At 51.4% G+C, this 22,869-nt stretch carries 19 protein-coding genes; 7 read left to right on the top strand and 12 right to left on the bottom strand.

Going from position 1 to position 22,869, the window contains the following annotated elements:
* Nucleotides 1-100: 100 nt before the first annotated feature.
* The 4 genes from ACMV5I_RS02470 to ebgR all read right to left on the bottom strand — a co-directional run bounded on the left by ACMV5I_RS02470 (nucleotide 101) and on the right by ebgR (nucleotide 6,463).
* The gene (locus ACMV5I_RS02470) at nucleotides 101-1,516 is read right to left on the bottom strand and encodes an amino acid permease (protein ID WP_414823588.1); all 1,416 of its coding nucleotides are present in this window, start codon (nucleotides 1,514-1,516) and stop codon (nucleotides 101-103) included.
* A gap of 90 nt (nucleotides 1,517-1,606) precedes the next feature.
* Nucleotides 1,607-2,059, bottom strand: coding sequence for a beta-galactosidase subunit beta (locus ACMV5I_RS02465; protein ID WP_414823587.1), 453 nt, complete (start codon nucleotides 2,057-2,059; stop codon nucleotides 1,607-1,609).
* A 3-nt stretch (nucleotides 2,060-2,062) separates the two neighbouring features.
* Entirely contained in the window at nucleotides 2,063-5,134 is a 3,072-nt protein-coding gene (gene ebgA, locus ACMV5I_RS02460; RefSeq protein ID WP_414823586.1) for a beta-galactosidase subunit alpha, read from the bottom strand.
* A 345-nt stretch (nucleotides 5,135-5,479) separates the two neighbouring features.
* Entirely contained in the window at nucleotides 5,480-6,463 is a 984-nt protein-coding gene (gene ebgR / locus ACMV5I_RS02455; RefSeq protein ID WP_121606614.1) for a transcriptional regulator EbgR, read from the bottom strand.
* Nucleotides 6,464-6,718: 255 nt separating this feature from the next.
* Here ebgR and ACMV5I_RS02450 point away from each other — a divergent pair, with 255 nt between their 5' ends.
* From ACMV5I_RS02450 to ACMV5I_RS02435, 4 genes are all read left to right on the top strand, one after another.
* Nucleotides 6,719-7,810 carry a LacI family DNA-binding transcriptional regulator gene (locus tag ACMV5I_RS02450; protein ID WP_121606615.1) on the top strand — a complete coding sequence of 364 codons (1,092 nt, stop codon included), beginning with the start codon at nucleotides 6,719-6,721 and terminating at the stop codon, nucleotides 7,808-7,810.
* 141 nt (nucleotides 7,811-7,951) lie between these two features.
* On the top strand, nucleotides 7,952-11,044 hold the full coding sequence (locus ACMV5I_RS02445) for a beta-galactosidase (RefSeq protein WP_414823585.1): 3,093 nt from the start codon (nucleotides 7,952-7,954) through the stop codon (nucleotides 11,042-11,044).
* 213 nt (nucleotides 11,045-11,257) lie between these two features.
* Nucleotides 11,258-12,520, top strand: a complete 1,263-nt coding sequence (locus ACMV5I_RS02440) for an MFS transporter (protein ID WP_121606616.1) — start codon at nucleotides 11,258-11,260, stop codon at nucleotides 12,518-12,520.
* Nucleotides 12,521-12,543: 23 nt separating this feature from the next.
* Nucleotides 12,544-13,152 (top strand): maltose acetyltransferase domain-containing protein, encoded by a 609-nt coding sequence (locus ACMV5I_RS02435; RefSeq protein ID WP_121608952.1) that lies wholly within the window; start codon nucleotides 12,544-12,546, stop codon nucleotides 13,150-13,152.
* A 147-nt stretch (nucleotides 13,153-13,299) separates the two neighbouring features.
* Here ACMV5I_RS02435 and purB read toward each other — a convergent pair whose 3' ends face one another.
* From purB to rluE, 5 genes are all read right to left on the bottom strand, one after another.
* Nucleotides 13,300-14,670, bottom strand: coding sequence for an adenylosuccinate lyase (gene purB / locus ACMV5I_RS02430; protein WP_414823584.1), 1,371 nt, complete (start codon nucleotides 14,668-14,670; stop codon nucleotides 13,300-13,302).
* 21 nt (nucleotides 14,671-14,691) lie between these two features.
* Nucleotides 14,692-15,318, bottom strand: coding sequence for a high frequency lysogenization protein HflD (gene hflD / locus ACMV5I_RS02425; protein WP_021804670.1), 627 nt, complete (start codon nucleotides 15,316-15,318; stop codon nucleotides 14,692-14,694).
* 2 nt (nucleotides 15,319-15,320) lie between these two features.
* On the bottom strand, nucleotides 15,321-16,424 hold the full coding sequence (mnmA, locus tag ACMV5I_RS02420; RefSeq protein ID WP_021178255.1) for a tRNA 2-thiouridine(34) synthase MnmA: 1,104 nt from the start codon (nucleotides 16,422-16,424) through the stop codon (nucleotides 15,321-15,323).
* Nucleotides 16,425-16,519: 95 nt separating this feature from the next.
* A complete protein-coding gene (locus ACMV5I_RS02415) occupies nucleotides 16,520-16,966 on the bottom strand; it encodes an NUDIX hydrolase (RefSeq protein ID WP_021804669.1) in 447 nt (148 codons plus the stop codon).
* Nucleotides 16,967-16,975: 9 nt separating this feature from the next.
* Entirely contained in the window at nucleotides 16,976-17,602 is a 627-nt protein-coding gene (gene rluE, locus ACMV5I_RS02410) for a 23S rRNA pseudouridine(2457) synthase RluE (RefSeq protein ID WP_202811225.1), read from the bottom strand.
* Between the two features lie 140 nt (nucleotides 17,603-17,742).
* Here rluE and icd point away from each other — a divergent pair, with 140 nt between their 5' ends.
* The 3 genes from icd (at nucleotide 17,743) to ACMV5I_RS02395 (ending at nucleotide 21,167) form a co-directional block, all read left to right on the top strand.
* A complete protein-coding gene (icd, locus tag ACMV5I_RS02405) occupies nucleotides 17,743-18,996 on the top strand; it encodes an NADP-dependent isocitrate dehydrogenase (RefSeq protein ID WP_414823583.1) in 1,254 nt (417 codons plus the stop codon).
* Nucleotides 18,997-19,268: 272 nt separating this feature from the next.
* A complete protein-coding gene (locus ACMV5I_RS02400; RefSeq protein ID WP_414823582.1) occupies nucleotides 19,269-19,943 on the top strand; it encodes a hypothetical protein in 675 nt (224 codons plus the stop codon).
* Between the two features lie 12 nt (nucleotides 19,944-19,955).
* Nucleotides 19,956-21,167, top strand: coding sequence for an XRE family transcriptional regulator (locus ACMV5I_RS02395; protein WP_414823581.1), 1,212 nt, complete (start codon nucleotides 19,956-19,958; stop codon nucleotides 21,165-21,167).
* Nucleotides 21,168-21,262: 95 nt separating this feature from the next.
* On the opposite strand, the gene ACMV5I_RS02390 is transcribed toward ACMV5I_RS02395, so the two are convergent.
* The 3 genes from ACMV5I_RS02390 to ACMV5I_RS02380 form a co-directional block, all read right to left on the bottom strand.
* Nucleotides 21,263-22,393, bottom strand: a complete 1,131-nt coding sequence (locus tag ACMV5I_RS02390) for a phage integrase Arm DNA-binding domain-containing protein (RefSeq protein ID WP_414823711.1) — start codon at nucleotides 22,391-22,393, stop codon at nucleotides 21,263-21,265.
* The gene (locus ACMV5I_RS02385) at nucleotides 22,374-22,619 is read right to left on the bottom strand and encodes an excisionase (RefSeq protein WP_074032141.1); all 246 of its coding nucleotides are present in this window, start codon (nucleotides 22,617-22,619) and stop codon (nucleotides 22,374-22,376) included. The genes ACMV5I_RS02390 and ACMV5I_RS02385 overlap by 20 nt, the downstream gene beginning before the upstream one ends.
* A 70-nt stretch (nucleotides 22,620-22,689) precedes the next feature.
* On the bottom strand, nucleotides 22,690-22,869 hold the full coding sequence (locus ACMV5I_RS02380; protein ID WP_414823710.1) for a hypothetical protein: 180 nt from the start codon (nucleotides 22,867-22,869) through the stop codon (nucleotides 22,690-22,692).

Below are 22,869 nucleotides of genomic sequence, written 5' to 3'. Positions count from 1 at the left end.
GGCGCTGCATGCTGCGCCCGCTTTGTCGAGTGCCACGTCCGTTGATATATCGGGGCGAACATGTTCGCCCCCTACGTATTCAGCAATGGTGTCTCGTTAATTACTGCTCGGTTAGTGCCGCCTTATTTCTCACCTGTTTAGCCTCGAAGCGTGAAATCCACCACCAGGCCAGCGCCGAGAACACGGCGGTCATACAGACGTTGATAAAGAAGGCCTTCATCAGATCGACACCCGGCGGGAATGCCGACGCTGTCATGCTGACCACAAAGATGGTGATCAGCACCGAAACTACACCCATCCCGAATTTACGCGACCCCATGCGGAACTCGCGCGGCGTATCGTCATGCTTCCAGCGGAACACGAAGTAGGCCACCATGATAAAGATCGGTGGCAGCATCGCCGTCCCCGCCGTCAGGTTAATCGCGGTGTTCATCATCTGCTGTACCGATTCGGAACCAAAGCCGTTAACCACCAACATCACGAACACGAAGGCAAATTGCCACCATGCGGCACGTACCGGAACGCCATGCTTGTTCAGCTCGGTGGTTTTCTGGCCGTAAACGCCTTTCGGGATCTCGGAGAAGTGGATCTTCACCGGCGCGGAGGTCCACATCATCATCGAACCAAAAATGGCGATGAACAGCACGATACCCACCAGGCGGCCCACCAGCGTTTCGGAAATACTGAAGTACTTGGCCATCCCGGTGAAGATTTCCACCATGCCGCCCGCGTAGGTCAGGTTTTCACGCGCGACAAACACGTTAACCAACAGGGAACCGACGGCATACATCCCACCGATCACCGCACCGGCAATGATAATCACCTTGATAAACGACTTCTGGCCCCCTTTGACGTCATTGAGGTAGGCCGCCGCCGTTTCTGCACCGCCAGCCGCCTGGAAAATCCAACACATGATACCCAACGTTGCCCAGTTCACCGTCGGCGTCATCGCCTCCAGCGTAATAGGCTGCGCCGGGACGTGATCGCCGCTCAGCGCCATTAGTGCGCCCAATACGTAAATCGCAAACAGGGCGAATACCCCATAGGCGACGACTTCGGCAATCTTGCCCAACCAACTGGCACCCTTGGTGGAAATATGGGTGGTGGCGGCAAACAGTACGATCGAGATGATCGATACCATCACCGGGGAAAAGGCGTATTCGCGGCCCATAATGGCGTACGACGCATAGGCAATCACGTTAGGCAGCAATGATACAAACCAGAACAGGTTGACGAACCAATACAGGAACGACCCCATATAGGCTGCTCGGGTGCCCAGAGGCTGTTTTAGCCAGTCGTACATTCCCGACTCGGAGTTCTTATTGGCGGACACAAACTCCGCGATAATAAACACAAAGGGAATGAAGTAGACCAGGGTCGCAAACAAAAATACCGGGGCTGAACTCAAGCCCAGCTCAATGTTGTTGTTGACGATATTGCGTACGTTGAACACCGCCGCAAAGGTCATCGACAACAGGGCAAACTTGCCAATCGTGCCACGTAAAGAATCGGACATAGCGTCCTCCGATGAACGACATCAATGATGAACTCAATCTGGATGGTGCGGGAGAGATTTCCCGCCCGGCTCGCTTCATAATCAGCAGGATCACTTGTTCAACATGTAGCCATCCTCAATGGTGACCCGCAGCACCACTTTTCTTACCCGGTTATCGCCGTGGAAGCGGTAGGCTTCCTGATTGTCAAAAATCGCCAGTTGCCCGGCACGTATTTCACAGGTTTGCCCGGTGCCTTCCAGGTATTCGCGGTCGGTTTCATCGCGGTAGGCCTCAACGGGGGAGAGGGCGGATTTCTGCGCGAACTCCACCGTTTCACCGCCCTCGAGGTAATAATGGATGGTGAAATAGCGACGGTTGCCTTCAAAGGTCGCGCGATTGCAGGTGACGCCGTCTTCAATCATATAGACCAGCGCGTCACCGATGGAGTGCATCACGCCGTCTTTGATATTGGCAATGTTCTCAATGGCTTCCACACAACGGTTCCATTTGCGGCCGTCCCGGTAAACCACTTTGAATTGTTCCAGGTTGTCTAATACGTGCATGGATCAGGCCTCGTTGGTGGTTGGAGTGAAGAAGTCATTGGCAAAGTCATGATTGGCCAGCGCTTGGGCGCTGACGTCACCGGCTTGCAGCGGCATCAGTGTCAGGCCGTAGCGGAAGGGCGCCATGTAAACCCGGTAGGAGTCGAGGATTTCGCTGCCCCAGGAGTTGGAACCCAGGCCCATCACCTGGTGGTCAAGGTTGAGGGTGATATAACCGCTCGGTTGCAGCTCATTGGTGTGCTGCGCCTGATGCAGGTTCTGGCTGGTGTACTCCCAGGCGCTGAAGTTGATCGGTTGCTGCGGTTTGACCAGCAGGCCGGTACCGTGGCGATTGGTGAACGCGGCCCAGCGCACATGCTGGCGGTTACCGTTGTTTTGTGGGAACGGATAGTGCTCGAACATCTCGGCCACCGTGGTCTGGTAGATATCGATCAGGTTGGCCTGCTGGCTGTCCTGATAGTTTTCCTCCGGGCCGCGGCCATAGTAGTTCACCCGGTCAAAGCCGCCGTTGATGCCCATATCCAGCCCGATGGCCGGGATCACGTACGGATAATCGCCATAACGCTCGCCGCTGAGTTCCACGTTGAGCTGGCCTTCGGCATTGATCTGGTAGCGGTAGCAACAGCGCATGCCGAAGTCGAAGACCGGCGGGGCGATGATGCTGGTGACGGTGATTTCAACGCGGCCATCGGCCTGAACGACGTCCAATGTACGGAAGTGCTCTTGCATGATTTGCAGATGAGCGGGTTCCCACAGGCCCTGATACTCCTGTTTATGGTTATCGATCATCGGTTTGAAGAAGCTTAACGCCGGAGCAGAGGCGATAATCTCTTCCCCCTTGCTCATCCAGGAGGTCAGCTTGCCGTTCACCTTGGAGAAGGTCAGCGTAAAGTCCTGGCCACTGATGCAGTACGCCAGGCGGCTTTCCGCTACCCGTAGTGGCAGGGCGTTGAGGTTGGTATAGACTTCTGCCTGCGCCGTGTTCTCTTTGAGCTGGAACTGGTACACCGCGATTTCGTGATTGGCTGGGCTGTAGAGCGTGCTGGAGTTCTTGCGTACGGTGAAGTTCACAAAGGTTTCGCGCTCATCCAGTTCAGGCAGGTCGAGGCGGATTTCCCGTGAGGAGTTGGCCGCCAGATCTTTCAACCGCAGAGGCAGCGTTGCCAGCGTTTCCCCTTCTGCGCGGATCTCGGCGGTGAGGGTGTAATCATCCAGATTGGTAAACCACAGCTTGTTCTCAACCAGGAAGGTGCCAAGGCGTGCCTCAAGCGCGCGGATCTTCACCGGCGCGATAACCTGCTTGTACTCCTTCAGGCCCGGCCCTGGGGTTTGATCCGGGAAGATCAGCCCGTCCATGCAGAAGTTGTAGTTGTTCGGATAGTCGCCGAAGTCGCCGCCGTATTTGTAAAACGCCTGGCCTTGCTCGTCGTGCGCGAGGATGCCGTGATCGCACCACTCCCAAACGTAGTGGCCCTGAATATGATCGTGCTGGTAAAACACGTTCTGATATTCCGTCAGGCCGCCGGGGCCATTGCCCATGGCGTGCGCGTATTCACAGATGATGCGTGGCTTGGCGTGTGGGTGTTCACCAAACTCATTCATCAACGGCGCACGGGTATACATGGTGGAGATGATATCCACTACCTCGGCATCGCGATCTTCTTCGTAATGCACCAGGCGGGTATCGTCGATGGCTTTGGTGGCGTGGTACATCGTGTGGATGTTGCAGCCGTAGCCGGACTCATTGCCCAGCGACCACATCACGATCGACGGATGGTTCTTCTGCGCGTGAACGTGGCGCACGATGCGATCGACGAATACCGTTTCCCAGGCCGGATCGTTGGTGATGCGGCTCAGATCGCCCACGTTGGCAAAACCGTGGGTTTCGACGTCGGTTTCGGCCATCACGAACAGCCCGTAAATGTCGCAGAGCTCATAAAAGCGCGGGTCGTTCGGGTAATGGGCGGTTCGTACCGAGTTGATATTGTGCTGCTTCATCAGGATCAGATCTTTTTCGACGCGATCCATGCCTACCGCACGGCCTTTCAGATGGTCGTTATCATGGCGGTTGACGCCGTGCAGCATCACATACTGGTTGTTGATATAGAACAGGCCATCACGCACCTTGATATCGCGGAACCCGACGCGTTGAGGTATCACCTCCAGCACGGTGCCGCTTGGGTCTTTAAGCGTGATAAACAACTGATAGAGATAAGGGTTTTCCGCTGACCACTGGATGGGATTTGCCAGATTGATAGCAAAATGGGTCTGGGTTTGTGCGCCCAGGCACTGCTGCGCCAGGAGGTTATCGTTATCAAACAGGGCATACTCGACCACGTAGTCTGCTAGCGGTGCCCCAGACAGATTCTCGATCTCCAGTGCGCAGGACAGGGTCGCGCTTTGATAGTCAGCGGCAAAATCGGTGCGAACGGTCAGATCCTGCACGTGAACCGGCTCTTTGCCCACCAGATAGACATCACGGAAGATGCCAGCCGTCCACCACATATCCTGATCTTCAATATAGGTCGAGTCCGCCCACTGCATGACGCGCACGGCCAGCAGGTTTTCCCCAGAGTGTACGTAACCGGAGATATCAAATTCGGCGGTCAGGCGGCTGCCCTTGCTGAAACCCACATACTGGCCGTTAACGTACACTTCAAAATAGGTCTCAACCCCATCAAATTTGATGATGGTCTGTTTCCCGCTCCACTGTTCACCTAGTGTGAAACTACGCTGGTAAGCACCGGTTGGGTTGTCTGTCGGCACGAAAGGCACATCGATCGGGAAGGGGAAGCCCTCATCGGTATATTGCAGGATGCCGTGGCCTTCCATTTGCCACATGTTGGGCACCGTGATCTGGCCCCAGTCAGTCATCCTTTGTGAATAAAAGTCGTCGGGCACCAGCAGCGGGTTGGTGAAGTAGTTAAAGCTCCATTGGCCGCTGAGCGCCATAAAGTGGCTGCTGAGGGCGCGCTGAAAGGTTTGGGCACGCTTGAGTGAGTCATATGAGAAGAAGTAGGCGCGGGGGGCCATTCGGTTCTCATGCAGGTGTTGAAAGTTTTCCCAATTATTCACGTCATCTCTCCTGGTCTGAATGCTGTAGGCCGCAGTCTTGGCATGGAATGCGTCAATGCTTGGAGTGATTTTAGTAAAATATTTACTAAAATATAGCCGATAATTTGTTTTGCTTTAACTCGATCACGCTTTATGCTCATTGTGCTGGTGGATCTGTGATCGGGTTAAAGAAATGGCTGATTGGCGTGGTAGGCGGAGAGAAGTGGCAAAAAGTGGCAGATTTTTAGGTAAAAAAACCCGTAATTATTAGTATTTTTTACTAATAACTAAGCGGTTGGATACGGGATAGGCGTTTTAACGGGCGCAGCATGCGGCGCCCCAACATGGCGAGAATTGAGTCGTCAGTTACTTGGTGGTTTCACGCAGCTTTAACTTGCTGGGCACGTAGACCTGTAGTGGCAGGGCACGACCATCACGGAATTTCTCCAGCAGCAGGTTGACCCCTTGGATCCCCATCATTTCCGAGTGGATACGCACGGTAGAAAGCGGTGGGAAGGTAAAACGTGCGGTCGGGATATCGTTCACGCTGATCAGGGCGATGTCCTGTGGGATTTTCAACCCCAACTCATGAATGCTGCGCAGTACCCCAATGGCAATGGAGTCTGAGGCGACAAACAGCGCGGCAGGATAATCCGCGGTTGCCAGCATTTTTTTCGCCAGCTCATAGCCGGAGGCGCTAGAGAAATCGCCACGGTAGATATCTTGATCGCGGACCACGCCTTTCAGCCGCCCATATTCCACAAAGGCCGCTTCGCGGATATCCGCTTTATTCGGCTCATCGGCACCGCCGATAAAACCGATGCGTTTGGCCCCGTGTTCAATAAAGAAGTCGATGATCTCTTTGCTGATTTTTGTCAGATCGATATCCACTGAGTCGTACTCGGAACCGGGCTCATTAAAATCAATAAAGCAGATGTTGTCGGTTAGCGCCGCTGCCTTACGCAGGATCTCAGGTGCAGGCTTGCTGACGATCAGCACGCCGGTGATCTTTTTCAAATCCGGCAGTTGGTTGTTTTTGTAGCAGTTGGTGAGTTCAATCCCCAACCTCTCACACTGGGTTTCGATGCCGTGGCGAATGGAAAGATAATAAGGATCGTTGATTTCCATCTCTTGCTTATAGCTGTATAGCGCCAGCACGTGGTGCTGTACCACTGTGTTAGTCAGATGCTTTTTGGCACTGCTGGTCTTGTATTCCAGCTTTTCGGCAATTTCCAGAATGCGATGCTTGGTTTCTTCTTTGACGTTGAGCGTGGGATCGTCATTCAAAACCCGGGAGACCGTCGCCAATGAAACTCCTGCTTCGGCCGCGATGTCTTTCAGCGTTGCCATATCTATCCTTATCTCACAGCCTGAACGGCAAACTTCGTTATCTGGCATTGTAAGTGATGTCGGCGAACTTTCATCAGTTTTTAGTAAAAAATAAGGGTTGTGTGATTTACGGGTTCAGTCTTTATGGGCCCGAAGGCCTGAAATCAATACCTTCAGGCCGTACAGTCAATAATGCCTGGTTGGATAGCGTTTTAAGCTGCTATGATTGATACTCATTAGCTTGATTTCTTTGAATTAATCGACGCGAGAAACCGTATGAAGCCTAAATCTGTCACGCTGAATGACGTCGCCGACTATTCCGGAGTGTCGTATCAAACCGTGTCACGGGTATTAAATCGTGCTGAACACGTTTCGGATAAAACCCGCGCGAAGGTCGAGCAGGCCATGGCTGCGCTGAATTACGTACCAAACCGTGTCGCACAGCAACTTGCAGGCAAACAGAGTTTTACGCTGGGGCTGGCGACCACCGAACTAGCGCTGCACGCACCTTCTCAAATCGCTTCGGCAATTAAAACGCAGGCAAACCAGATGGGATTTAACGTGGTGATTTCCATGGTGGAAGATCTTAGCGTTCAGGCCTGTCGCACTGCGATAAATGAGCTGTTGTCGCAAAGGGTGGATGGATTGCTGATTAACGTTTCGCTCTGCGCTGAAGATTCTCACGCTATTGAACAAGTTTGTGGCGAGGTGCCTGCGCTGTTTTTGGACGTCGACCCTGATTCTGATGTCTCCAGCATTCTTTTTGATCCCTATCAGGGGGCTCGACAAGGGGTAGAACATGTCGTTGCTCTTGGGCATCGTGATATAGCACTGATTACCGGGCCGCTGGTCTCGATTTCGGCACGCTTGCGCTATCAGGGGTGGCTGACTACGTTAGCAGAGCGTCAGTTGAAGCCTTGTTCTGTGCTCCATGGAGATTGGAGTGCGGCCTCCGGTTACCAGCTTGCCGGGCAGATCCTGAGCTTGCCAAAACACCCAACGGCGATCTTGGTTGCTAACGATCAAATGGCGTTAGGCGTGCTGCGTGCACTGCAGGAGTACGGGTTGCAAATTCCGGTGCAAATGTCGGTAGTGGGGTACGATGATACTGAAGACAGTGCTTATTATTACCCACCGCTGACAACCATTAAGCAGGACTTTCGGATGTTGGGGCAGGAAAGCGTTAAACGCCTGGTTCAGTGTCTGGAAGATCGACATGTGTCTCATGCCGGTTCTTTGCGTTTGACGACCAGTCTGGTGCAAAGGCATACAACGGCGGTTATGAATCAAGAAAAGGTATCGCTGCACACTTTATCCCAGGAGTTGCTGCGTATCGCACGTCAAATCTCCGCGCTCGAGGGAAAATAGCCGCCAAAGTCAGGGATCGGTTGCGATCCCTGAGCTTAATTTGTGACTGATCTCGCTTTCCCAAGGATATTTGCTTTACACCTCTACGCGCATTGTTCATTTTATTGTTAATTGTGAGCGTATAACATTTAGAGGGAAAGCATGAACTCATCTCAAACAGGGAAATCACTCAGCGCTGTTTTATCTCGTCGAGACTGGGAAAATCCTGCCTGTACGCAATACCGTCGCCTACCCGCGCATCCGCCATTTCAAAGTTGGCGCAATGAGCAAGATGCAAGAGAAGATAGGGCTTCAGCTCAGTCTGCTTCATTAAATGGCACCTGGAAGTTTAGCTATTTTAGTCAGCCAGAACGGGTGCCGGAGACCTGGTTACAGAACGACCTGGACAACGCTGATGAAATACAGGTGCCGTCAAACTGGCAATTGGCTGGCTACGATGCACCGATTTACACCAACGTTACCTATCCGATCCCAGTTAATCCGCCTTTCGTCCCGGTAGAAAATCCCACGGGATGTTATTCGCTCACATTTAATCTTGATGATGGGTGGTTAGCACAGGGACAGACCCGGATTATTTTCGACGGTGTCAATTCTGCGTTTTATCTGTGGTGCAATGGTCACTGGGTTGGCTATTCGCAAGACAGCCGTTTACCTGCTGAATTCGATCTCAGCGACGTTTTGGTTCCAGGGGAAAACCGGCTGGCGGTGATGGTATTACGCTGGTGCGACGGCAGTTATCTGGAAGATCAGGATATGTGGCGCATGAGCGGGATTTTCCGCGATGTCAGCCTATTGCATAAACCCGCCACTCACCTGAGCGATATCTCTATCACCACGCCATTAAGTGACAGTTTCCGCCGAGGGGAATTGGTGGTAGAGGTGCGAGCTCATCAGCCACAACAACACCGGGTGCAGGTGCAACTGTGGCGTAAAGATGCCCTGATCGCCGAGAAAACGCAGGACTTCGGCAGCGAGATTATCGATGAGCGCGGCGCTTATGATGAGCGTACGACCCTGCGCCTGCCGGTGGATCAACCCGCCTTGTGGAGTGCAGAGACGCCGACACTGTATCGCGCAGTGGTCAAGTTGCTCTCCCCAACGGGTGAATTGCTGGAGGCTGAAGCCTATGATGTCGGTTTCCGCCAGGTTGAAATCAGCAACGGCTTACTGAAGCTTAACGGACAGCCGCTATTGATACGTGGTATCAACCGCCATGAGCACCATCCTGAGCAGGGTCAGGTCATGGATGAAGCCACCATGCGTCAGGATATCCTGCTGATGAAGCAGCATAATTTCAACGCGGTGCGCTGTTCCCATTATCCAAACCACCCGCTGTGGTACAAGCTGTGCGATCGCTACGGCCTGTACGTAGTGGATGAGGCTAATATTGAAACCCACGGCATGCAGCCGATGAACCGGCTGTCGAACGATCCGCTCTGGCTACCTGCCATGAGCGAGCGCGTTACGCGCATGGTACAACGCGATCGCAACCATGCCTGCATCATCATCTGGTCTCTGGGCAACGAGTCCGGCCACGGCAGCAATCATGATGCGCTGTATCGCTGGGTGAAAAGCCAGGATCCTACTCGTCCAGTGCAGTATGAAGGCGGCGGTGCCAATTCGGCGGCAACGGATATTGTGTGCCCCATGTATGCCCGCGTCGACCAGGATCAGCCTTTCCCGGTAGTACCCAAATGGTCGATCAAGAAGTGGATCGGCATGCCCGATGAAAACCGCCCACTGATCCTGTGTGAGTATGCTCATGCGATGGGCAACAGCTTTGGTGGTTTTGATCGTTACTGGCAGGCTTTTCGTAAACATCCGCGACTGCAGGGGGGCTTTGTCTGGGACTGGGTCGACCAAGGTTTGACGCGTCTTGATGATGATGGTCAATCTTACTGGGCTTACGGCGGCGACTTCGGTGATACGCCCAATGACCGCCAATTTTGTCTGAACGGGTTGGTATTCCCCGATCGCAGCCCGCACCCGGCACTGTTTGAAGCGCAGCGTGCCCAGCAGTTTTATCAGTTCCAAATGCTCGAACAGCAGCCGTTAACGGTTGAAGTGAGCAGTGAGTATTTATTCCGTAACAGCGATAACGAGCGGCTTTATTGGAATGTAACCTTGGACGGGAAAGCTATTGCACAGGGCGAGGTTGAACTGTTATTAGCGGCGCAGGGTACACAGAAAATCGTATTGGGTGATATTCCCGAACTGAAAGAGAGCGGTGAACTGTGGTTGAACGTGGAGGTTCGCCAAATCAAGGCAACGGCATGGTCTGAAGAGCATCATCGTTGTGCCTGGGACCAGTGGCGTTTATCTCGACCATTAACCTTACCAACCGATTACAGCGACGTTCAGGCGCAGTCACCTCGGTTGAACGAGCATAATGACGCTTTCAGCATTGAGTGGGGTACACAGCGCTGGCAGTTCAATCGGCAAACCGGTTTGCTTGAACAGTGGTGGCAGGATGAAAAAGCCGCTCTGTTGGCGCCGTTACGCGACAACTTTACCCGCGCACCGCTTGATAATGACATTGGTGTGAGCGATGCCGCTCACATCGATCCTAATGCATGGGTAGAACGTTGGAAGAGAGCTGGAATGTACGCGCTAGAAACGCGCTTACTGCACTGTGAAGCCGATGCGATTTCACAAGGCGTGCAGATCTGCACAGCCCATGCTTATGCCTACCAAAACAACATCATGTTTATCAGCCGCAAGACCTTTTTGATCGACCGCCTGGGTAAACTGCATATTGATGTCAACGTTGACGTAGCCCATGGAATTCCAGCACCGGCGCGGATTGGCTTGAGCTGCCAACTTGCGGAGGTTGCTGAACACGCAACGTGGCTGGGGTTAGGCCCACACGAAAACTATCCTGACCGCCAGCTTTCCGCTCAGCTTGGGCGGTGGACGTTACCGCTTTCTGAGCTACATACGCCATACATTTTCCCAACGGAGAATGGATTGCGTTGCAATACTCGCCAACTGAATTTTGGTCACTGGCAGTGGCAGGGGGATTTCCACTTTGGCCTCAGCCAATATGGCCAGCAACAATTGGCTGATACCTCACATAACCATTTGTTGCGCGCGGAGCAGGGGGCTTGGGTCAATATAGATGGTTTCCATATGGGGGTCGGCGGTGATGACTCATGGAGCCCGAGTGTGAGCCCGGATTTTATCTTGGATGCTGAGCACTATAACTATAAGTTGGTTTGGCAGTACGGCGGATAAGACTTATTCATCATGGGATGGATTCTTAGTTGTACTTATTTACTCCAGTCACATGGTTATCTATGTGACTGGAGGCGCGGGTTTAGCACACTCCCGCAACTCGAATTTTTAAAATAAAGAAAAGTATCTATCTCCTACCTGATGAAAATATAAATAATGTCGCGTACTTGAGTATGAACTCAAACGCGCTTGGGTTTTGCACAAGGAGTTCGCATGTACTATTTAAAAAACACTAACTTCTGGATGTTTGGGCTGTTTTTCTTTTTCTACTTCTTCATCATGGGGGCCTATTTCCCGTTTTTCCCCATCTGGCTGCATGACATCAACCAGGTCAGTAAAAGCGATACCGGCATTATCTTTGCCAGCATCTCCTTCTTCTCATTACTCTTTCAACCGATATTTGGCTTGCTGTCGGATAAGCTGGGGTTGAGAAAACACTTGCTGTGGATAATCACAGGAATGCTGGTGTTGTTTGCGCCGTTCTTTATCTATGTTTTTGGCCCGCTACTACGCACCAACATTGTTTTAGGCTCCATCGTGGGCGGGATTTATCTTGGTTTCATTTATAACGGAGGTGCGCCGGCTATTGAAGCGTATATAGAAAAAGTAAGCCGCCGTAGCTCGTTTGAATTTGGCCGTGCGCGTTTATTTGGCTGTGTAGGCTGGGCGTTGTGTGCCTCTGTGGTTGGTATTATGTTTACCATCAACAACGAATTTGTATTCTGGCTGGGCTCTGGTTGTGCCGTGATACTGGCGATCCTGTTACTTATCGCTAAGCCTGAAACCGGCAGTACCGCCGAGGTTGCTGACAAATTGGGCGCTAACAGTAAGCCGTTTAATTTACGCTTGGCGTTCGAATTACTGAAAGACTCAAAACTGTGGTTTTTAGCCCTGTACGTGGTAGGCGTTTCCTGTACCTATGATGTGTTTGATCAGCAATTCGCCAACTTTTTCACTTCGTTCTTCTCTTCAACTGAACAAGGAACGCGTGTTTTTGGTTATGTCACCACGATGGGGGAGTTGCTGAATGCCTCAATCATGTTTTTTGCACCGCTCATTGTGAATCGCATCGGTGGGAAAAATGCGCTGTTGCTCGCGGGGCTAATCATGTCGATACGTATTATCGGCTCTTCATTTGCCTCTACGCCGTTAGAAGTGGTTATTCTGAAAACCTTGCATATGTTTGAAATTCCGTTCCTGATCGTCGGCTGTTTTAAGTATATCACTTCGGTATTTGAGGTGCGTTTCTCTGCCACTATTTATCTGGTTTGTTTCTGTTTCTTTAAACAATTAGCCATCATGTTTATGTCGGTCTTTGCCGGGAATATGTATGAAAAAGTCGGCTTCCACGGAACCTACCTTATTCTGGGGCTTATTGCGCTAACGTTTACTCTGATATCAGTCTTCACTTTGTCGGGACGTGGGCCGCTGTCAGCTTTTAAACCTGAACCTGAAGCCGTAAGGGATATGGCATAGTCAACGACAAGGATAATGCGATGATGACGCAACGGGAAAAGTTAGCCAGTGGGTGTTTATACACTGATATGGATGAAGGTATGGCAGAAGAGCGCCTGCGCGGCAAAGAATTGGTTTATGACTTTAATCATACGCGGCCTTCAGAGCGGACAAAACGTGAAGCGCTGATCCGACAACTGATGGGAAGGGTCGGCAAGAACTTTTGGATTGAGCCGCCACTGCATGTTGCCTATGGTAGCCAGATCGCTATTGGGGAAAACTTTTACGCCAACTTTAATCTGGTTGTGGTGGACGACGGTAAGGTGCTGATTGGCGATAATGTAATGATTGCACCGAATGTCACGATATCTACCACGGGGCACCCGGTGGATCCTGCAGTGCGTATTACCGGTCAGCAGTTTTCTTTGCCCGTCACCATTGAAGATAATGTCTGGATTGGTAGTGGGGTCATCATTAACCCTGGCGTCACCATAGGTCGTAACAGCGTTATTGGTGCTGGAAGCGTGGTGACCAAGGATGTGCCTGCAGATGTGGTCGCTGCGGGCGTTCCCTGCCGCGTATTAAGACCCATCGGTGAGCACGATCGAGTTTTCTACCATAAAGGGCGGCGTTTCACAGATAGCTCACTATAAACGGCAAGATAATCTGTTCGCTGCGTAGGGGCGCGGCTTGTTGTTTCATAGATGATCCGGCTGTGGAGTCCGGTTCAGCTCGGTTAAAGTTTACCCGCCCTTGGGCGGGTAACTAAAGAGCCTTTAAAAGCTACAAGGGGGAGACGCTTACTTCAGCTCGTCAACCATGGTGGTGGCGCGGCCAATATAGTTAGCTGGCGTCATGGCTTTCAGACGGGTTTTCTCGTCTTCCGGCAGTTCCAGGCTATCGATAAAGGCTTGCATACCTGCCGCATCCACGCGTTTACCACGGGTCAGCTCTTTCAGCTTCTCATACGGCTTTTCGATGCCGTAGCGGCGCATCACGGTCTGGATCGGCTCGGCCAGCACTTCCCAGTTGTGATCCAGCTCGTCCAGCAGGTGCGCACGGTTCACTTCCAGCTTGCTGATGCCTTTCATGGTGGCCTGATAAGCAATCAGCGCATAGCCCAGGCCCACGCCCAGGTTACGCAGCACCGTGGAGTCCGTCAGGTCACGCTGCCAGCGGGAAACCGGCAGTTTGCTAGCCAGATGGCCCAGCACCGCGTTAGCCAGGCCCAGGTTGCCTTCGGAGTTCTCGAAGTCGATCGGGTTAACCTTGTGCGGCATGGTGGAAGAACCGATCTCACCGGCAATGGTTTTTTGCTTGAAGTGGTTCAGGGCAATGTAACCCCAGATATCGCGGTCAAAGTCGATCAGGATGGTGTTGAAACGCGCTACGCAGTCGAACAGCTCGGCGATATAGTCGTGCGGCTCGATCTGGGTGGTGTACGGGTTCCAGGTCACTCCCAGCGAGGTGACGAACTCTTCGCTGAAGCTGTGCCAGTCCACTTCCGGATAGGCCACGATGTGGGCATTGTAGTTACCCACCGCGCCGTTGATTTTGCCGAGGATCTCAATGCGCTCTAACTGACGATATTGACGCTCCATCCGGTAGGCCACGTTGGCAAACTCTTTACCCACGGTAGACGGGGTAGCAGGTTGGCCATGGGTACGTGACAGCAGCGGAATATCGCGATATTCCAGCGCCAACCCTTTGATGGACTCGATGATTTTGCGCCAGTGCGGCAACACCACATCCTGACGAGCGGTGTGCAGCATCAGTGCGTGGGACAGGTTGTTGATGTCTTCAGAGGTACAGGCGAAGTGGATAAACTCGGACACGGCGTGCAGAGCGGGTACTGATTCCACTTTTTCTTTCAGGAAGTACTCCACCGCTTTCACGTCGTGGTTGGTGGTGCGCTCGATGGTCTTGATGCGCTGGGCGTCTTCTTCACTGAATTCTGCGACGATCTTATCAAGGTAAGCGTTTGCGTCGGCGTCAAAAGCGGGAACTTCTTTGATCTCTGCGCAAGCGGCCAGTTTTTGCAGCCAACGTACTTCAACCTGCACGCGGAATTTCAGCAAGCCATACTCGCTAAAAATGGTGCGCAGTGCGCTGACTTTATCACCGTAGCGTCCATCAATGGGGGAAACGGCGGTCAGTGAGGATAATTCCATCGGTAGCAACTCCTGGGAAGTTTAACAATGAGCAACGATATTTTGCGCCTGCTTGAGCAGACGATTACGGGAAAACATTAACTGCAGGCGGCTACCGCCAACCTGTTGCCACAGCACGGCGGCACGGATACCGGCGAGCAGGGTGGCACGAACCTTGGCCTGAACCTGCGGATTTTGCAGGATGGCGGGTGAACCTGTGACCTGGATGCGCGGCCCCAATGGTGCCACAACATCGACATAGATACCGGCCAGAGCGCTGATGATGGTATCTGAACCCAGTTCATAATGCGCCAACTGACGCTCCAACTGGCTCAAGCGCTCGCCGAGCGTATTCATCGCCGTTTTGTTGGCGTTAAGCTTGCGCTCCAGCACCATCAGGCTGATGGTGTAGCGGGTCAGCTCGGCGGCCGGGCCTTTGTTATTGGCGTTGAGTACGCCAATCAAGGTTTCCAGCCCCATCTTCAGGTTACGCTCTTCACCGCCGAACACCGCCAGGGTAGAAGGGGGATCCATCTGCAACAGGCTGTTGAGCGAGGTATGGAAGGCTTCGCCATCCATTTGCCCTTCGTGCGCCAACTGTTGTACCAGACGGGCCGCTTGGCTAATCCCGGCCATGGCCAGCGTGATGTCGTAATAATTCTTCGCCATGGTTACTCCTGTATACGCTGTTCAATAATGCCGCCGCCCAGGCAGATATCGCCCTGATAAAACACGGCGGACTGGCCTGGGGTGACGGCTGCGACCGGCTCATCGAAGCGGACTTCGATGCGCTCGGCGTCTAGCGGCGTCACGGTGCAAGGAATATCCTGCTGGCGATAACGGGTTTTAACCGTACAGCGCAGAGGTTGTGTCAACGGCAGGCGATCCACCCAATGTAACTGCTGGGCGATCAGGCCGATAGACATCAGGCGCGGATGTTCGTGGCCTTGGGCGACCACCAGAATATTGTTGGCGACGTCTTTATCCACCACGTACCACGGATCTTCGCTGCTGTCTTTCATACCGCCGATGCCCAACCCTTTGCGTTGGCCAAGGGTGTGATACATCAAGCCCTGGTGCTCGCCGATGGTTTGGCCGTCGACGCTAACAATCGGGCCTGGCTGTGCTGGCAGATAGCGGCCCAGGAAGTCGCGGAATTTACGTTCGCCGATAAAGCAGATGCCGGTAGAGTCTTTTTTCTTGGCGGTAACCAGTTCCAGTTGCTCCGCAATGCGGCGCACCTCTGGCTTTTCCAACTCGCCAACCGGGAACAGGCTTTGCGCAACCTGCTCGTGGCTTAGCGTATACAGGAAATAGCTCTGGTCTTTGTTACCGTCGACGCCGCGCAGCAGGCGGCTTTTGCCGTCCACGTCCTGGCGGCGGACATAGTGACCGGTAGCGATAAAATCCGCCCCCAGATCTTCCGCCGCAAACTCCAGGAACGCTTTGAATTTGATTTCTTTATTGCACAGGATATCCGGGTTAGGGGTACGGCCTGCCTTGTACTCTTCAAGGAACAGCTCGAACACGTTGTCCCAGTATTCCGCTGCGAAGTTCACCGTATGCAGCTCGATGCCCAGCTTGTCGCAGACGGCTTGCGCATCGGCCAAATCGGTGGCGGCCGAGCAGTATTCCTCGTCGTCGTCTTCTTCCCAGTTCTTCATAAACAACCCAGCGACCTGATAGCCCTGTTGTTGTAACAGATAGGCGGTAACGGAAGAGTCGACGCCGCCGGACATTCCGACGATCACTTTTTTCTGGCTGTTGTCTGACATGGGGATCTCACGAACTTGAACACGTACTGTGCGATAAAAAACAAGCGCAGGATTTTACCACGTTGGCTGCCTGCGCGCACGGCCCTTATTTGCGGTTAAAGCGGCCAGTTAAAGCTGGCAACCAGCGACAACGGGTAGCGTTCCGGCTGCTGATAACAACGGATCGTCTCAGCCACCAGCGGTGAACGCAGGTTTTCAGCCTCCAGGATCTGCTCGGCGGTCAGCCACAGGCAGCAGTCAATATCATCGTCTTGCGGCTCGGTGGGCAGCGGCTGCTCCAGCTCAATCACAAAGCAGAAGCGCAGAAACGGCGTGCGATCTGGCGCGATCCACTGATGCATCCGCAGAAAAGACTGCGGCGTGGCGCGGATGCCGGTTTCTTCCCACAGTTCGCGCTCGGCGGCCTGGACCAGCGTTTCATCCGCCTCGAGATGGCCTGCCGGTTGATTCCACAGGGCTTTACCGTTGATGGTTTCTTCGACCACCAAAAATTTACCGGCGGCATGAACCACGCAGGCAACAGTGACGTGCGGCTTAAACATGGCGGTTCCTTATAGTGAATCGACGGTCTGCCATTCCCCAGGTTGCAAGCCCCCCAGGGAAAGATTGCCCATACTGTAACGAATCAGGCGCAGGGTAGGGAAGCCGATATGTGCCGTCATGCGACGCACCTGGCGGTTTCGGCCCTCGTAGAGCGTGATTTTCAGCCAACTGGTGGGGATGGTCTTGCGTTCCCGGATCGGTGGATTGCGCGGCCATAGCCATTCTGGCTCTTCGACCCGTTCCGCTCCAGCGGGCAGGGTTGGCCCATCGTTCAGCGTAACGCCAAGGCGCAATGCTGCCAGATCGCTATCCTGTGGTTCGCCTTCAACCTGTACATAGTAAATCTTACCGGTGCGTTTGCCTGGCTGGGTTAGCTGCGCCTGTAGCTTGCCGTCGTTGGTCAGCACCAGTAAGCCTTCGCTGTCGCGATCGAGGCGCCCAGCGGCATAAACATCGCTGAAAGGAATGAATTTTTTCAGGGTGACGCGGCCGGCTTCGTCGGTAAATTGTGGTAACACATCAAAGGGTTTGTTGAAGATAACCACTCGCCGCGGCGCCTGCGATTTCTGGCGGGCTGCGGGTTTACTGCGGCTGAATCGTTTAACTTGGTGATTTTTAACAGAGAATTTAGTCATGGTCTTTGAGATTTCGAATGATAAGCGCATTATAGCCTAATCCGTTTCGGATTGGCGCGAGCTGAATATTCAAGTAGTATTGACACGCATCTTACAAAGCATTAACAAAAATTGCGCTTGAAGACAGAAAGGAGAGGTTGATGGAAAGCAAAGTAGTTGTTCCGGCAGAAGGTAAAAAGATTACGGTTGATGCCCAGGGTAAACTGGTTGTTCCGCATAACCCTATCATCCCGTTCATCGAAGGTGACGGTATTGGCGTTGACGTTACTCCTGCCATGATCCACGTGGTGGATGCAGCGGTTAAAAAGGCCTACCACGGCGAACGTAAAATCTCCTGGATGGAAATCTATACCGGTGAAAAATCCACCCACGTTTACGGGAAAGACGTGTGGCTGCCGGAAGAAACTCTGGAACTCATTCGTGACTACCGCGTAGCGATCAAAGGCCCACTGACTACGCCAGTGGGTGGCGGTATTCGTTCTCTGAACGTGGCACTGCGCCAGCAACTCGATCTGTACGTGTGTCTGCGTCCGGTGCGTTATTACCAGGGCACACCAAGCCCGGTTAAGCAGCCAGAGCTGACCGATATGGTGATCTTCCGTGAAAACGCCGAAGACATCTACGCCGGTATCGAATGGAAAGCGGGTTCTGCAGAAGCGGACAAAGTGATCAAATTCCTGCGTGACGAAATGGGCGTGAAGAAGATCCGTTTCCCAGAGCAGTGCGGTATTGGCGTTAAGCCTTGTTCCGAAGAAGGCACCAAACGCCTGGTTCGTGCGGCCATCGAATATGCGATCACCAACGATCGTGATTCTGTGACGCTGGTTCACAAAGGCAACATCATGAAGTTCACCGAAGGTGCCTTCAAGGATTGGGGCTACGAACTGGCACGTGAAGAGTTCGGTGGTGAACTGATCGACGGCGGCCCATGGCTGAAAATCAAGAACCCGAACACCGGTAAAGAGATCGTGGTTAAAGACGTAATCGCCGACGCCTTCCTGCAGCAAATCCTGCTGCGCCCGGCAGAATACGACGTGATCGCCTGTATGAACCTGAACGGTGACTACATCTCCGACGCCCTGGCCGCTCAGGTTGGTGGTATCGGTATCGCCCCTGGTGCCAACATCGGTTCCGATTGTGCGCTGTTTGAAGCTACCCACGGTACTGCACCTAAGTATGCTGGCCAGGACAAAGTGAACCCAGGTTCCATCATCCTGTCCGCTGAGATGATGCTGCGTCATATGGGCTGGTTCGAAGCTGCTGACCTGATCGTTAAGGGCATGGAAGGCGCTATCGCTGCCAAGACCGTGACTTACGACTTCGAACGCCTGATGGAAGGTGCTAAACTACTGAAATGTAGCGAGTTTGTCGACGCCATCGTTAAACACATGTAAGTGTGTTTTGGCGTTGAATGATAACGGGAGCTTATGGCTCCCGTCTGTTTTTTCCCCTCCAAAAATTCTTCTGCAAAACTCCTGCAAAACTCTTCTGCAAAACTGTATGTAAAATAAACTAATTCCAGTACCTGACGGCCTTCTCCTAGTTAGCTATCGCTATAAAAGGATATCTACCACCATATAAATTCTTAGAATGCAAGATGAGTTACTTGCTATCAAAACGAAAAAAAACTAAGATAAAATCTGCTTAACGCAATCAGGGTATCTAAATGAGTATGGAAGACGTTCAGAAGCAAATCAGTGATGTTTTAACCAATGCTTTCAAGCGAGATTTTTGGTTGAACATACAAGACAGTCTGGCTACAGGATACGAGGCAGCTCATTCTGTTGTGGTGGGGAATGTGATGAAGCTTGAGCGTCCTGAACAAGTTCGCTTTCGCCCACAGGCAAGGCATTATGGCTTGAATGCGGCTTTCCGGAGAGCGGCTGTATCAGCTGGTTACGAAGTATTTGATGCTGAAACCAAGCCTAAAGGTGAAAATTACATTATCGTTAGTTCTAATGGTGTAAAAGTTAGCCGCATCGGGATTAATCACGATGAAAGCATGATTCGTACTGCCAAGCATCGTTCACTAATCGCAGAGCTTAATGCTGATTATGAAGGGTATACGCCAGATTTTTTCAATGTAAGCAATAAAAGTGAGTATTCGAAATCCTTTGGTTCTCTGGGGGTATTGGTGTTGAACGTGAACCCACCTTTGTCTTTGGACCAAGATCGAATGCTTGATATAAGGGTTGTCGTTCCTTTTACGAACATGAAAGGGTTTCATTACAATCATTCTATAACTGATGTTCTGGAACTTTATAATGTAGAAAGAAATGTCATTGTTCCTGATATGGCTATTCCTTTGCTAAAGAAGCGACTCAAAGATCAAGAAGGTTAATGTGGTGATTATATGAGAGTGGGTATATCTGGCTTTCAACCTGATAGATTGACTCAAATTCGAGAGGCGAGAGGATTATCTAAAATCAACCTAGGTCGCTTGGTTGAACGCTCTCCCTCGACTATTACCAAATGGGAGAATGGTAGTCATTCTCCTGACGCTGAGATTTTGGCTGTGATGGGGAAGGTTTTAAACTGCCCGTTACCCTGGTTTACCAAGCCAGTATTGAAAAAGGAAAATAATCCAGTTTTTTTCAGAACGATGGCCAGCACTGCAAAAGATCTTTGTAATGCTTCTGAAAGATACATGGAGTGGTTACAGGAGGCATCAGGTTTCTTACAAGAATACCTTGATTACCCTGAAGTCAACATTCCTCATTTAAAGGTCGATGACTACCGTGCCATTGATGATGGAATGATTGAGGTTATGGCTTCTAAATGCCGTGATACTTGGGGACTAGGCATTGGTCCAATTTCAGATCTACTATTGCTTGTTGAGAATGCTGGTGTTATCTGTTCTCGCTTTGAGCAGGGAAGCGCAGTAATGGATGGTTATTCTCAATGGAATGAGTCAGAGAACAGGCCATATATAATTTTAGCCACGGACAAAGATAACTATTATAGAAGTCGATTTGATGTGGCTCATGAGCTAGGGCATATTGTGCTTCATAGATATGTCAAACGACTAGACAGCATAAATTTTAAACCTATTGAAGAACAAGCTAATAAGTTTGCGGCTTGTTTAATGTTACCAGAGGAAGCATTTTCTGTTGAGTTACCACCATACCCGACATTAGAAAACTTTCTTTCTCTTAAAACCCGTTGGGGAATGTCTGCTCAAGCTATGATTCACAGAGCTAATTCTCTGGAGTTAATTTCCCCTCTTGAGTATCAACGACTATACAAGGGCGTGTCTGCGAGAGGTTGGCGAAAAGGGGAACCTTTAGATGATTTGAGAAGGCCTGAGTCTGCGCGCTTATTGCCACGTTGTGTTAATTTGTTGTTGGATTCAAATATATTTTCCAAATCAAGTTTACTTGAAGGTTTAAGTATGGCTCGTACTGATGTTGAGGATATTTTTTCCTTACCCAAAGGGTTCCTCACTGATACTGCCATTCTAGATATGGAGTCAAGAATTAAACTTAAGAATATTTTAGGTACGCATAAAGATAATTCCTCTCCAACTAAAGTTGTTGATATTTTTAGTAAGAAAAACATTCGTTAATTGTCACCTGCGACTGCTGTTCTTGTTGTCGCAGGTGTTCATAAAGTAGCAATCTGGGTTCTCAGGACTTCTGTGCTAAAAGCACGGGGAATGGACTAAATACCCTGTACAACCTTCCAATCTTTCCCTCGATCATCATTGTAACGGTCGGTTTGACGTTGGGATTTATGCCCCAACAAATCCTTGGTATTCACTTTTTGCTCCCTGTACAGACGTTCCGCAAGCGAGCGGATTTCGTGAAAACTGGGTGGAGTGCCCTTATCCCAAACCAAGCCAGACAGATCCCGTATTTTTTTGAAGCTGCTACTTATCGTATTGGCCGTGACCATTCCACCACGGCGGGCCATCGCCGTATTGTGCGTATAGTGAACTAGATGTGGGCTGACGATATTATCGCGACATTGTGCGATCACTTGGCCCAACGTTATGCCAATGGCGGCACAGTGAAGAGATAGCGGGATTGCCACCTTCGCACCGGTTTTTATCTGCTCAACATGCAAGTGATCATCCCAGATGTCGGAAAACTGCATCTTGCTGATGTCACCCACGCGCTGACCTGTAACGAGCGCCAACAACATTGCGTTTTTCATGTACTCAAATGGTGGTGCGATCACTGCCAGCATTACGTTGAACTCCTCCAGGATCATCCGTTCCCGGTCTATCCTGTTATACGGGTTCTTAGTAGCTTCCGCAGGGTTGTAGCCTGGCGGGACTTCACCAGCGTGCTGAGCCTCCTTGAATACATCGATCAGTGTCGTGCGTACTACCTGAGCCATTCTTGAATGGCCCCGATTTTTGTAATCGTCCAGAATGTCAGCAATATCTCGTGTATCAACTTCTCGGATCGGTTTTGTTGCCAATGCTGCCCGCATTGCTTTGACTGGGGCAAGCTTCTGCTTCACGGTATTTTTTGTGATTTCGTTTGCCTGCATCCTCTCTTCTTGGATTTTAAGGTAACGATCGAGCCACGTTGAAACGCTTATACTGCCGCCAACGGCGCGGCTCAACTTGTCACGAACGGCGAGTGTGTTACGCAGCAACTGCTCGGATAACCTGGTGTTGGCGTCTTTTGCTATTGCTGCTGCCTCTTCTTCGTTATCACCTAACCCATGAAATTTTTTAGTAATAGGGTGTTTGTAACGCCAGTACACTTTTTTTGTTCTGGCGTCCGTATAGCAGGAAAGACCAGGAACATCGATGTTGTATTTACGTGGTCTTGCCATCAGATAAAATCCTCAATAGGCGGGGATCGTCGCTTTTTTTCATCTCTGGCTGGCAGACTAACCCGGTAAATCTTGCCCCTTTCTCTACGCGCCAATAGCGCCCAGCTTTTTGAGGAGGCGGGTATATCATTTTATTTTTTGCATACAAAAGAAGCGTTGAATAACTAGGGCAATTTTCTTTCCCAAACTCATCTATTGCCCACTCCATTAATATTTGAGTGCGTGCCATTGGTTATGCTCCTACACACAACCGACCACGATCTTAATCGTGGTCAGGGTTGTGTTTTGATTTTCAAAAATCAATTTTCAGATCTATATACTTCGCTGCAAAACAATACGGCGTGTGGCCGACGAAACTGAATGGCTTCTTTCACCTGTTCGCATTCAGTTTTGCTTGAGTACACCCGTTCGGATACCGGTATCGCGTCGCATGCATCGTGACTGCATGGACTGACCAACAGGACGAAACCGATCAGGAT

It is taken from the genome of Serratia sp. T13T92 (genome assembly GCF_047530105.1).
Classification (GTDB): Bacteria; Pseudomonadota; Gammaproteobacteria; order Enterobacterales; family Enterobacteriaceae; genus Chania; species Chania fonticola.
The sequence above is the reverse complement of the archived record's forward strand: the minus strand, read 5'-3'. Positions and strand labels throughout refer to the sequence as shown.